Genomic DNA, 13153 nt, shown 5'->3' with positions numbered 1-13153 from the left:
ATGAAACAAAAAGCCGGGATCAGAAAACGATCCCGGCTTTATTATTGCTATCATCCTAGCAGATTAATAGTATTTGATTGCATCATAATCGCTCGATTTTTTCTCGAAAGTTATTTTTTTGTTCCCTTTGGCGAGTCCTGCATCTACCGTCGTATCGACGATGACCCATTTGCCGTCCAGATAAATTTCGTTCCAAGCGTGATATTCGTCAACCAGCTTGCTGTTTCCCATGGCCAGCTTGGCTGGAATGCCGGAGCTGCGCAGCATTGCCGCATATAGCGTAGCATATCCGTAACAAATTGCTTTTCCCGATTTGAGCGTCGCGTCAATATCCGGTACATAATCTGAGGTTACGGTTCGTGCCAGCTCCTTGTCGTAACGAACGCTTTCGACGATGTAATTGTAGATGAGCTTAGCCTTCTGTTCATCCGATTCAATGCCGCGCGTTAATTCCTTCGCCTTGGCCTGGGCCTTGTCAGCGTCCTGCCAGTCGAGATTGAGCACTGAATTGAGGTAGACATCGGTAACCTTCGCTACCTTCACGGCGACTTTCTCCGAAAGAATGGCCCGATACTTATTGCCGCTGACATTCTCCAAGACGGCAATTTCGTATTCCCCGTCTCCCATCTGAGTAGGCAACCAGAACGTCCGTCCAGCCTGGTTCGGAGTCAAGGTGTATGTATAGCTTGCAGAGCCTTTTGTTACCTTGGCTTTCACGATTGCATCCGTCTTGCCCAACCGAATGCCGATCGAGCCTTTCTCTACAGCCGATTTATCGAGCTCAGCGCTCGTCTTTCCCGCATTCGCGGATGCCAGTGTTGGTAGTGCGGCCAGTAAAACCATCGCGGCCAATAACATTCTGCCTGTTTTTCTCAACATCGGGAAAACCCCTTTCGGTAGCTGGCTGCCATCTTCCGAGGAAGAAAAGGCCCTTTAGCTTTGCGTCCCTGCCTTTCAGCAGGTTTGCCGTTATCGTGAAGCTTTCGTATAAAACAAAAAAAGCCTAGACTTTCGGTAGCTGGCTGCCATCCTTCAAGAAGGGAAGGCCCTCTAGCTTTGCGTCCCTGCCTTTCGACAGGTTTGCCATTTATCGAGCTTGCTTTTCTATTAAAAGAATACCCCAAAAAGGCTCAAAATGCAAGGAAAAACCTGCCGAATCTCGGCAGGTTTCATAGATTTTTCTCTCTAATTTGGTTTATTTTTTGGAAGGAAACAATCTCTTGCGGTTGAGGAAGACGATCCCCAAGAGTACGAGACCTACGCCTGAAAGCTGCAGAGGCAGCGGGCTGTCTTCGCCTGTCTTAGGCAAGGTTTTGGCAGGAGATTTGCCGTCCGTGTCGACACCGCCGCGCGGCACGTCCTCGACATCGATCTCCACCAAGATTTCCTCTTCATTGCCGTCTTTGTCGATCACTTTAATTGTGAAGGAATCCTTGCCCTTATAGCCTTTGTCTGGCGTATAAGTCCACTTTCCGTCAGGCGTGACGGTTACTTTCCCATGCTCCGGCTGTTTGACAACCGTTGTTTTTCCGCCTTCCGGCACATCGACTTCGCCTTTAACCGGAGTGTCGATTGGCGTTTTTTCTTCAATTTCCTTGGACGGCGTTGGACTTGGCGTCGGCTCTGGGCTCGGCGTCGGTTCCGGACTTGATGTCGGTTCCGGGCTCGGCGTCGGCTCTGGGCTCGGCGTCGGTGTCGGTGTCGGTTCCGGGCTCGGAGATGGGCTCGGAGATGGTCCTGGTCCCGGATCTACCGGACCCGGAGTTCCACCGCCAGATATTCTGACGTTTGTTTTCTCAACGAGAACAGTTGTGGTTTGAGTTTTCTTAATCTCAAACTCAACCGGCGTCTTATCTAAATGGTAGCCGTTCGGCGCAAAGGTTTCGACCAACCGATACTTATTGACCGGCAGGTCCGGAAGGAACAGCTCGCCGTTCGCATCGGTCGTTAGCATGGACACATCGATGCCCGTTACAACTTCGTATACGAAGTTCATATTCGTATCCAGTTGCGTGGTTTGTGCTCTCAGCTCGAAGATCGCGCCTGGAAGAGCCAGTGTTTTGTTGTCATTGTACTTCGTTAATTTTACTGAGCGATCATTTTCCTTGTTCTCAATGATCACCATCGTTGTAGGCTGGTGAACGGAGACTTCCGTTTCGGCTTTCTCGATCACGTAGCCGTCCGCTTTTGTCTCTACCAACGTGTAGAGGCCGTAAGGCAGGTTTGTAAATTCGATGACGCCGTTGACATCCGTCGTTCCTTGATCGATCACAGCGTTCGTAGAATCACGAAGCTCGAATTCGATCCCGGACAATAGCGTGTTATGATCCTTGGCATCGACCTTGGTGAGAACCAGCTTGCCGCCGGTGCCCTGAACGTTTGTCTTGTTCAGCTTGACGATCTCAGTTTGGTTGGCCACAATCGTAAACGGAATCGGCGTTGCGTCCAATTCATAGAAGGTCGGAGCAGCCGTCTCGACCAAGGTATAATTGCCTGCCGGAAGATCGCCTTTCGCGATTCTACCGTCATCCCCCGTCGTCAGCACGTCAACGACATGATTACCGGAATCACGTAGCTCGAACGTCGCTCCCTTTAATTTTTTCGCTGCATTGGCAGCGTCCACCTTAACCAGCTCGAAGCCTTGGCGAATGACTTTGTTCACAATATTGAACGATACTGCAGGGTCCTGAAACAGAATGCTTTTGCCTGTTCCCGTCCCGTAATCCGGATCGATCAAGTATCCGCTTGGCGCCGACACTTCTTTAAGCTTGTAAGGCAATCCGCTCGTATTTTTGTTATAACGATAGTTTCTAGATGTTTCCGCTTCTCCGTTTGCATCGGTAACCAGCGTCTCTAGAAGGGTCGTCCCGCTCGAATTGTAGAGCTCAAATTTAACGCCGGCCAGCGGCTGATTCAAATCGTCCGTCTTGACGATCTTCAATTTCCCGCTACCGGTGGATGCTCCGCCACCAGCGCCAGCCAATACAACTTCAACGCCTTGCTGGTTGCCGCTGCCGATGACCGAAGAGGAATGTCCTGCAAACTCTACCTTGTTTTTGATCCGATCGCCACTATCGGCATTAATAAACGATTTGTACTCCAGAATGTAAGCCGTTTTAACAACGTTCGTGAACGTGATCGTAAAGGTATTCCCGGTTACCGTTAAATCGTACTCGGCACTATCAACCAAGCCACCCTTAACCGAAACGTTGCCCGAGTTGTCATCCGGCAATACAGTCTTGTAGAGTTTTAACGTATCCGCCAGCAGAATTTGATTGTCAGACAGCGTATCCGTCACAACCGAACCGGCTGCAATATAGGATTGGCTCGGATTTAGGGTAACCCTCCAGGAAGCAAGATCGGATTGACCTTCTTGAGTGCCCGTTTTGGTAACATACTCGCCACCATGCGCAGGCGTCACTGTAGCCGATTTTTCAAACAGGTAAGGCAATGTCGTACCGTTTTGCAAAGACGCATTGTTGGAGTAGTTACCTACAATCGGGTATGGCACATCCAGTGTCGTCTTGTATTCAATGCGATAAGCATTCGGGCCAATGTTGCCCAGCCTCAGTTCAAAGCCCTTGCGATCCGAATTCAACTGGAATTGTCCAGGAGTGATCGTAACCAGAGCCCCGAGTGTCGTAGCGTTATTCGATTCATTCAGCACGAGCTTGTTGACCTTCAGAGAGCCGTCTACGAAATCCTGGTTGCCCGTATAGGAATCTCTGATGATCGCTTCTTGAATATCGTGCAGATTGTAGTTGACGTCGATCGTCCAGGTAATCGTTTTGTCTGCAGCGCTGTATTCGCCCTTTTTGTTGCCGTTATTGAGCGTATAACTCTGTGGAACGACTTCCGCTTCTTTCATGATCGGAGTCTGAGCAACTCCGCCTTCCGTCCAGTCGATGGTCGCTTCGTTCTTATACACATTGCCTGTCGGCATGCCTCTTGTAGGATCAAACGTAGTCGTAAAAGTAATCACATGCTCTTTAGTAATTGTCACGCCTGGGTTCAGCTTGATCTTAAAGCCGCTCTCGTAATTGAGATCTCCCGTGTTGGGTTCGATTACAAATTGGGCGGCATCAGGACCGGTTACGTTGAAGGTAGTCGGGTCCAGCTTCATATGCCTTCCCGTGTAGTCGTCCGCAATGACGATATCCGCCATCGCCTTCTCATCCTTGTTTATGACAAGCTTCCATTCAATTGTCTTGTCCTTGAAGTTTTCCACGCTTACGCTTTTGTCGAAAATGACTTCTTTAATGTCCTTAGAGCCGCTTTTAGGTGTAGTGTTGGCCATTTCTACTGTGTTGGACACCGTTTCGTCCTTGTAAATACGATCTTGGGCTTGCGTCTTGTATTCGATATCGTAGGCCTTCGTAATCGGACCGTTGAAATGCAGGTTAAACCCGCCGTCGAAATCCGTCCCCAGTCCGGTCAGCGTGTAATTCGCCGGATCGACGACGCTTCCGCGCGTGCCATGACCGCTGCTGTCGATCAGCACTTCGTAGACGGTTACTATGCCGTCGACGACCTTCTGCGGAGTCTTATTGGCCGCATCGAAGGTATCTTTAACCCATGCGTTCGTTTGGGTTATTGCCTGCTGATTGTAGTTGTATTGAATATTCCAGGTGATCGTCTGCGTCTTCGAATCATACGCGCTGTCTTGTCCCGACTTGTTCAGCGGCTCGTTAAAGCTGATCGTCGCTTTGCCGATATCGCTTTGCTGCGGAACATTGTCTCCAGTCAGCTTGACCGCATTCGCGAACTCGACGTTCTTGAACGGCGCCGATGTCGGCGCTTTAACAGCCGTCGTATACGTGACCCGGAACGCCTTGTCGATATTGCCCAGATTAACCGGAAACGCTGCCGCCGTCGTACACGGCGCTGCTGCATCCACCTTCACCGTGCCGTCCAATTGGACTTCGAGCGGGCAAATCTGAATGTTGCCTTGCAGTGTCAGCTCGGGCGGAAGAGTATCCGTGAGCACCGCGTTCTGGATCGTTTTTTCTCCTTGGTTGAAATCGACCGTCCATACGATTTCATCCGAGTTGAAGTTATTTTTATTGGCTTGCGCCGTTTTCTTGAGCTTGTCCATAGCCGTATTGGCGAAGTTGACATCAATTATCCCTTGTCCGACGGAAGAGAAATTAATCTTTTGCTCCGTGCTACCTCCCATGTTAACCTTGTCGAAAAACACCCAAACATAGAAGCTGCCGCTCAACTGCTGGCCCAGAATACTATCGTTGAATGTAAAGGTAACCTTCCTGTCCGTCCCTACTTCGTATTCGCCAACACCACCGGTCAGCAACCCCGTCATTTTGCCCGGGATTGCGAACTCAGCCGGAAGGTTGAACGTATAGGTGGCACCATCGGTGTAAGAATGCGTGTCGTTGGGAAGTCCCCAGTCGAATACGATCGCAACCCGATTATTGATATTTGGCCGAATGTTCTGCAATTCGTTACCTCTTGTCTCAATGCTCCCATCGCTCTTTACTTCAGGTTCCTGATCATAAAGCTTCGCGCTTGTAATCAACGTTTCCGTAATTTCCTGACCGGCAATGCTCATTAGACTCATGCCAGGATCCCCGTATACGCTGTCTGTTACGCCGCCTTCTGCCCGGGTGAGCGAAGAAGAAGAGATCACGATGCTGAGCATTAATACAAACGCAAAAAACAAATAGAGCGGCTTTCTCAACTGTTTCATCTTACGAATTTCACCTCATCATTTTTAGTCAACGTCGGCGCGGTTATCGCGCTCAACTTTTTTCCGAAATTATGCGCTATGTCCCTCGCGGCTCGGCCTCCCCTATCGTGAATATCACAGCAAGATGTCTTACGCCAAGGATGATATGCCACGCTATCATATCATTGAGAAATGAACACATTCTGAAAAATAAAGCCAAGCTGTATCCCATGCAATTGCGACAACAAAAAAGAAGCCCGCACCCGAGGGGCAAGCTTCTTCCAAATGACAGACCTTGTTTTATATTTTCGTAATTACCGTCAGAACGAGCGACAAGAACTGTTCTTTCACGCGTTCCGTCGTCTCCATCACTTCTTCATGGGATAGCGGCTGGTCAAGTATTCCCGCCGCCGCGTTGCTAATGCACGAAATCCCGAGCACCTCGATCCCCGAATGCCGCGCCACGATGACCTCGGATACAGTGGACATGCCTACCGCGTCGGCGCCAAGCGTTCTGAACATGCGAATTTCGGCCGGCGTCTCGTAATTTGGGCCGAGCAGCCCTACGTACACGCCCTCCTTCAGCTCGAAGCCCAGCTCCTTGGCGGTTTCCTTGGCAATGCCGCGAAGCCGCTTGCTGTAGGCTTCCGACATGTCGGGGAAGCGCACGCCCAACGCGTTGTCGTTAGGACCGACGAGCGGATTTTTTCCCGTGAAGTTGATATGGTCGGAGATCAGCATCAGATTGCCCGCCGCGAAGTCCAGATTGATGCCGCCGGCGGCATTCGTAACCAGAAGCGTCGTTACGCCCAAAGCCTTCATGACCCTGACCGGCAAAGCCGTGCGTTCAGGCTCGTAGCCTTCGTACATATGGAATCGACCGCGCATGAGAATCACGTTCCGTCCTTGCAGCTTGCCGATTAGCAATTCCCCTGCATGGCCTTCCACGGTGGAAACCGGAAAATGGGGAATATCCTCGTACGGAATCGTTACCGCGTCCTCCAGCTCATCTCCCAGTACACCTAGCCCGGAGCCCAGAATCAATCCAATTTCCGGCTGGACGTCCGTCGTTCTGCGAATGAAGGATGCCGCTTCCTCGATCATCGGTTTTGTAATGGCTTGTACCAACTGAACCTCTCCTCTATCCCCTGAATTATTTCAGCAATTGCAAGAAGCTTGTGCCATGCGTTTTGAATTCCACGCCGAAGTTGTCCGCGACCGTCGCGGCAACATCCGCGAAGGTCGTCCGGTCGGCCAGAGCGCCCGCGCCCTTGAAGCCCGGGCTCCACGCCAGCAAGGGCACGTACTCGCGCGTATGATCCGTTCCGGCATGAGTCGGGTCGTTCCCGTGATCGGCCGTGATGATCAGCAGGTCGCTCTCTTTCATCGCGCCAAGAATGTCAGGCAGGGCGAGATCGAATTCCTCCAACGCTCGCCCGTACCCTTCGGGATCCCGGCGATGACCGTACAACGAATCGAAATCGACCAGATTTGTGAATAGGAATCCCGAGAAATCCTTTTGCAGCTCCCGGATCGTAACGGCAATTCCATCCGCGTTGCTCTTTGTCGAATTCGAACGGGCAATGCCTTCCCCGCTGAAAATATCGTTGATTTTGCCGACGGACACCACCTCGATGCCCTTCGCCTTGAGCCCATTCAGCACCGTCGGCTGCGGAGGCTTCACCGCGTAATCGTGCCGATTCGGCGTTCGCTGGAACGAGCCCGGCTTCCCGATATAAGGTCTGGCAATTACCCTTCCTACCGAGAACTCGTCCTTCATCGTCAGCCTGCGGGCAACCCGGCAAGCGTTGTACAGCTCCTCCAGAGGAATGATGTCTTCATGAGCAGCCAGCTGGAAGACGCTGTCCGCCGAGGTATAGACGATCCATGCCCCGCTTTTCATTTGTTCCTCGCCCAGCTCGTCGAGGATCTCGGTTCCGGAGGCCGGTTTGTTGCCGATAACCGATCGTCCCGTCTGGTCCTCGAATTCGCGAAGCAGAGCCTCGGGAAAGCCGTCGGGAAAGGTGCGGAAAGGCTTGTCGATGCGAAGTCCGGCCAGCTCCCAGTGTCCGGTCATCGTGTCCTTTCCGACTGAAACCTCCGCCATCTTGCCGTGATAGCCGGTAGGGTTCTCTTCTTGCTGCCACTGGCCCAAAGGCGCAATGTTGGCAAGGCCCATTCGCCGAAGGTTGGGAAGCTTTAATTCCGGCGACTTGTCCACGATATGTCCAAGCGTATGCGCGCCGGCGTCCCCGTAATCTTGGGCATCCGGCAATTCGCCGATGCCTACGCTATCCAGAACGATTACCGTCACTCGTTGATAAGCCATAAATGGATTCCTCTCCTCGATGCAAGTGTATTGTAAGGTCTTGGCTGTCAATTGTCCGCTCGTGCGCGAGGGTGATTGCGCTCATACACTTCCATTAGCTTCGGCTTGATCGCCGGCAGGTATTGCTGAACGGACGCCGAACCTGCATGCCCCAGCATTTCCTGAACGGCGCGAACATCGGCGCCGTTCTCAAGCAGGTGCCAGGCGAAGGAATGCCTGATTGAATGCGGCGTGATCTCCATGCCGATCTGGCCTGCGTACTTCCTTAGAATCTTCCAGAAGCCTTGACGGCTAAGCCGCGTGCCGAGGTGATTGAGAAACAAGGCCTCTTCATTGCTTCCCGGGTTCAGCAGCTCGGGCCTCGCACCTTGTATGTACTTCGCTGCCCAGGTCCGGCCGCCGGAGCCTATGGGCACCATTCTCTCCCGTCCCCCTGCTCCCAAGCATAGCAAAAATCCCATGTCCAGTCTAACATCAGCCACATTCAAAGCGACCAGCTCGGATACGCGCAGGCCGGTTGCGTACAGCAGCTCCAGCATCGCCCGGTCTCTCAGGCCCATGGATTGGCCGACATCCGGCTGCTCAAGCAGCTTGTCCAACTTAGCGGCGCTTATGGTCCTCGGGGTTTTCTTATCGGCTTTGGGTGCCTCCAGTTGCAAGGCGGGGTCGTAATCTATCGCTCGCTGAAGGACAAGATGCTTGCAGAAGGAACGAATCGCCGCGATTCTCCGCGAAATGGTCGCATTAGACCTGCCTTCTGTCCGCATCTTGCTCAAGTATGCGGTCAAGTGATGCGGCTTCATCTCCATGGCATGCCGCACGCCGCGCTCCTCCAGAAAAGCAAGAAAATCGTTGATATCTCCTAGATAGCTTTTCTCCGTCGTACGGGACACGCCCCTGACATCCGACAAATATTCGAGATAGGAGCGCAGCCCGTTCTTCAGTTCCATGATGAGTCCTTTCCCTTGCGCGTCGGCGCACGATCCGCAGCTTTCCGGACTCTATTCTACTTCAACGCGAGGGGCTTCATTTCCTTCCTTATTCGCCTTCATTCCCCTAACCAATAAAACAGACGCAAGCGATCCCCGGGAGAAGCCGTGGAATTTCCCGCCTCTCCGGCTTGGAATACTTTAGTCGCCCGCCCTGCCGGAATCTTGTAGGGATCGGAAGGGCTTAGCCATTCATGAAACCAGCCGAAGAAGCCATGCACAAATACGGCCAGCGCCAGAAAAAGAAGCGTAAACTGCAGTCGCTCCCACCATCTCTCCAAAGGGCCCTTCATCGACTCTTTTCCCCCTTTTGTCCATGCCTATACCCATCCGTATGTGCATAAGGGGGCTTTCATGTCACCATAAGCTTTCCAGCTTCGTGTAGGAAGCGCCAACGGCCTCCGCCACCTGAGGATGGGTAATCGCTCCCCGGTAAGCATTCACGCCGAGGGCCAGCATCGGATTGTGCTGAACCGCGCCCTGAAAGCCTTTCGCAGACAATTGCAGCACGTAATCGATGGTCACGTTCGTCAACGCGAGCGTAGAGGTGCGCGGAACGGCTCCGGGCATATTGGCTACCGCATAATGAATGACGCCATGCTTCTCATAGATCGGATTCTCATGCGTCGTGGCGCGGTCAATCGTCTCGATTGAACCTCCTTGATCGACGGCGACGTCTACGATCACCGCGCCCTTCTTCATCGTCCTGACCATCTCCTCCGTTACGATCCGGGGAGCGCGGGCCCCTGGAACAAGGACGGCGCCGATCAACAGATCCGCTCTGCGAACGGCGTTCGCGATATTATAAGGATTGCTCGTAAGCGTTCTGAGCCGCCCCTGAAAGACGTCGTCCAGGTAACGCATTCGGTCTCCGTTTTTCTCCAGCACGACGACCTCGGCTCCTAGCCCCAGCGCCATCTTGGCGGCGTTCGTTCCGACTATGCCGCCTCCGATAATGATGACCTCCGCAGGGGGCACACCCGGAACGCCTCCCAGCAGCACGCCCCGACCGCCCTGAAACGCCTCCAGATATTTGGCCCCCTCCTGGACGGACATGCGTCCGGCCACCTCGCTCATCGGCGTCAGCAAAGGCAGACCGCCTCCCGGAGACTGGATCGTCTCGTAGGCCAGTGCGGCAACTTGACGCTCCATGAGCGCGCGCGCCAGATTCGGAGCGGCCGCAAGATGAAGATAGGTAAACAATATTTGGTTCGGACGAAAATAATCGAATTCTTCAGGCAGCGGCTCTTTGACTTTTACAATCAGTTCGGCTGTCGACCAAACCTCCTGCGCGGTTTCCGCGAGCTGCGCTCCGGCCGCTTCATATTCCTGATCGGCGAACCCGCTGCCTTCTCCCGCTCCGCGCTGGACGACGACTTGGCAGCCTTGCTTTGCGAGCATCTCGCAGCCGGCTGGCGTAAGCGCAACTCGGTATTCCTGCTTCTTGACTTCCTTCGGCAATCCTACAATCATCTTTCCGCCTCCCGCCATCATTCCACATCCTTCCCTCTTACAATTTCCCCCGCATGAGAAAATATGTGCTTTGCTCCCTATGCACCTCATACCCAAATCCCCCATACCTTACAACAGAATAAGGGGCAAGACCCGCAAATGGAGGCATAAGATGAACGCGTTGGCAAGACAGCTAGCCCTTTCGGTCAAGCGAAAACCATCCATTCGCACCGAACGCAGAAACATCGTATTTCGCAGCCCGCACGACTATCGGCGCTGTCTGCGGCAGCTTTCCGCTGCAGGCGTTCGCCCTATTAAGAAAATCGACTCCCTGCGAATGATTTGCTGTCATGCCGACAGAGGCGATGATTGGAAGTCGTTAAGCGCCCACCCCCGCGTATCCCTCGTCGAGCGAGACCATAAGGTTAGGGCGCATGGCTTGCAGGAGGCTTCCGTATACGCCGCTTCAACGCAACAGTCGACCTTCGTCAAGTCGCGCGTACCCTGGAATATCAATCGCGTAAAGGCTCCCCGGATATGGCCGGCCGCAGCCTTCGGGAACGGCGTGAAGGTTGCCATTCTTGACACCGGGATTGCCCGGCATCCCGATCTCGATATCGCGGGAGGCGTCAATACGATAACCGGAAAATCCTATGCGGACGACAACGGACACGGCACTCATGTTGCCGGGATCGCTGCAGCGACGGGGCGTGGCAGAATATACGGCGTCGCTCCCAAGGTAAAGCTGTACGCCGTGAAAGTGCTGGACGCGTCCGGGTCGGGGTTCGTATCGGACATCGTGGAGGGAATAGAGTGGTGCCTGGCCCGGGGGGTACGGATCATGAACATGAGCTTCGGTCTCGGCGGCGACAGTCCGCTGCTGCGGAAAGCCATTCAGCAAGCCCGCCGCCGAGGCGCAGTCATCGTCGCATCCGCAGGCAACTTCGGAGCCTCGTTCCCGCTGATCGAAGCTCCCGCCCGTTATCCGGAGACCATCGCCGTTGCGGCAACGACAAGGAGCAATCGCGCAGCCAGCTTCTCCAGCAGGGGCAACGGCATCTCCTTATCCGCGCCCGGCGTCAGCATCTATTCCACCTGGCTGAACGGAACTTATCGCCGCGAGTCCGGCACCTCGATGTCCGCGCCTCATGTAACGGGCGCCGCAGCGCTGCTGCGAGCCATTCGGCCTAAGCTGACGGCGACCGAGGTTGGCATTCGCCTGCGCAAATCTGCCCTTCGTATTCCCGGAGGCAAGAAGGCCGTCGGCTCCGGGCTGCTGCAGATCGAGGCTGCGGCCCATTCTCTCTGAATGGTTTTCCGATATTTTATTGCGTACGATCAAAATAAGCGACATTCATCCACCTAATGGGCTTATTAATAAGTTTTCAAATGCCGATAAACAAATATATGTCGGCTGTTGTAACATTTCGACAGCATACCTTGCATTTCAATCAAGGAGAGAAAGCAAAGCCTTATGAGAGTGATACTAGTAGATGATGAAGGATTGGCGCTTAAGGATCTGGAACGGCAGCTAGATAAAATCGGCGGCATCGAAATCGTCGGCACCTTCCTCTGTGCGTCCGACGCTCTAGAGCGCATAGAAGAGTTAAAGCCCGATGCCGCTTTTCTCGACATCGACATGCCCGAGATTTCAGGCCTGGAAGCTGCAGAGCAGGTCCACCGTCTGAACGGAGACATCCAGATCGTATTCGTCACCGCTTACCACGAATATGCCATTAAAGCCTTCGAGCTGGCCGCCCTGGACTATATCCTCAAGCCGGTGAACGCGGACAGGCTTGCGCGAACGGTAGAACGGTTAAAGCTAACCGAGCCGTCCAGACCCACCTCCTCCGAGCCTCCGATGGCAAAGGTCAGCTGCTTCGAGCGGTTAACCATCGAGTATGGAAAATCGGAACCTTTCGCCTGGCGGACGGTTCGCGCTCAGGAGCTGTTCGCCTATATGGTGTACAAGCGGAATCAGCCCGTTCGCAAAGACATTTTGCTGGAACTGCTATGGCCGAACAGCGAATATAAGAAAGCCTTCACACAGCTCTACACTACGGTGTATCAGATTCGCAAATCGCTTGAAGCCGCCGGCCTGACGATTCGATTGACGAATAGCGGCAGCGATTACTATCTGGATCTGGGCGGCAATCGTTACGATGTGCAGGAGTGGGAGCTTGCCTACCAAGCCCTGCCGGAGCTGACGCCGGAAACCGCCGACGACCATGTGGCCTGGTTGAAGGAGTATACGGGAGATTTTCTCGCGGAGAACGATTACGCTTGGGCCGAGAACGAGCGGCAGAGGCTTCGGGATCTCTGGTACAATCATGCTCTGGCCATAAGCGAGATGTGGAAAGCAGCCGGCTTCCGCAAGGAGACGCTTGCGATTTACGGGCTGATGGAGCAGCGCTACCCCTTCTCCGAGGAAGTGTATTTTCTGACGATGCAATATCATGCGGACAACGGGGACAACGGCATGGCGGGAATCAAGTACGCCCAGCTCTGCGCCATGCTCAAGGAGGAGTATGACATTCAACCTTCCCTGGCGGTGCGCCAATGGGTTGAATCGTTGAAAAAAAGGGAGACCTGATGGGGTCGAGGCCACTGAAAAAGTCTTTCAACTAAAAGAAGGTAACGTTCCTCAATTACATTGAGAGAGCAGTACCTTCTTTGCTGTATAATTAAAGTATTACAGCG

At 53.5% G+C, this 13153-nt stretch carries 9 protein-coding genes and 2 riboswitches; of the genes, 2 read left to right on the top strand and 7 right to left on the bottom strand.

Annotation, left to right across the window (positions count from 1 at the left end; translation table 11 throughout):
- Window positions 1-63 precede the first annotated feature (63 nt).
- From ACFO1S_RS04545 to ald, 7 genes are all read right to left on the bottom strand, one after another.
- Complete coding sequence (locus ACFO1S_RS04545) at window positions 64-879, bottom strand: transglutaminase-like domain-containing protein (protein ID WP_204603410.1); 816 nt, start codon at window positions 877-879, stop codon at window positions 64-66.
- A gap of 13 nt (window positions 880-892) precedes the next feature.
- Window positions 893-978: riboswitch (cyclic di-GMP riboswitch) on the bottom strand.
- Between the two features lie 32 nt (window positions 979-1010).
- Window positions 1011-1095: riboswitch (cyclic di-GMP riboswitch) on the bottom strand.
- A 100-nt stretch (window positions 1096-1195) separates the two neighbouring features.
- Entirely contained in the window at window positions 1196-5704 is a 4509-nt protein-coding gene (locus tag ACFO1S_RS04540) for a SpaA isopeptide-forming pilin-related protein (RefSeq protein ID WP_204603411.1), read from the bottom strand.
- A 279-nt stretch (window positions 5705-5983) separates the two neighbouring features.
- Window positions 5984-6787, bottom strand: a complete 804-nt coding sequence (locus tag ACFO1S_RS04535; RefSeq protein WP_204603435.1) for a purine-nucleoside phosphorylase — start codon at window positions 6785-6787, stop codon at window positions 5984-5986.
- A gap of 49 nt (window positions 6788-6836) precedes the next feature.
- Complete coding sequence (locus tag ACFO1S_RS04530) at window positions 6837-8012, bottom strand: phosphopentomutase (RefSeq protein WP_204603412.1); 1176 nt, start codon at window positions 8010-8012, stop codon at window positions 6837-6839.
- A 47-nt stretch (window positions 8013-8059) separates the two neighbouring features.
- Entirely contained in the window at window positions 8060-8962 is a 903-nt protein-coding gene (locus ACFO1S_RS04525) for a tyrosine recombinase (RefSeq protein WP_204603413.1), read from the bottom strand.
- A 98-nt stretch (window positions 8963-9060) separates the two neighbouring features.
- Window positions 9061-9294, bottom strand: a complete 234-nt coding sequence (locus ACFO1S_RS04520; protein ID WP_204603414.1) for a DUF4227 family protein — start codon at window positions 9292-9294, stop codon at window positions 9061-9063.
- A gap of 64 nt (window positions 9295-9358) precedes the next feature.
- A complete protein-coding gene (gene ald, locus ACFO1S_RS04515; protein ID WP_204603415.1) occupies window positions 9359-10474 on the bottom strand; it encodes an alanine dehydrogenase in 1116 nt (371 codons plus the stop codon).
- 151 nt (window positions 10475-10625) lie between these two features.
- Between ald and ACFO1S_RS04510 the strand changes: the two genes are divergently transcribed.
- Window positions 10626-11762, top strand: a complete 1137-nt coding sequence (locus tag ACFO1S_RS04510; protein WP_204603416.1) for a S8 family peptidase — start codon at window positions 10626-10628, stop codon at window positions 11760-11762.
- A 165-nt stretch (window positions 11763-11927) separates the two neighbouring features.
- Window positions 11928-13046: a response regulator gene (locus ACFO1S_RS04505; RefSeq protein WP_204603417.1), complete on the top strand. Its 1119-nt coding sequence runs from the start codon at window positions 11928-11930 to the stop codon at window positions 13044-13046.
- Window positions 13047-13153 lie beyond the last annotated feature (107 nt).

Origin of the sequence: Cohnella boryungensis, from assembly GCF_042651945.1 — a bacterium.
Taxonomy (GTDB): domain Bacteria; phylum Bacillota; class Bacilli; order Paenibacillales; family Paenibacillaceae; genus Cohnella; species Cohnella boryungensis.
The sequence above is the reverse complement of the archived record's forward strand: the minus strand, read 5'-3'. Positions and strand labels throughout refer to the sequence as shown.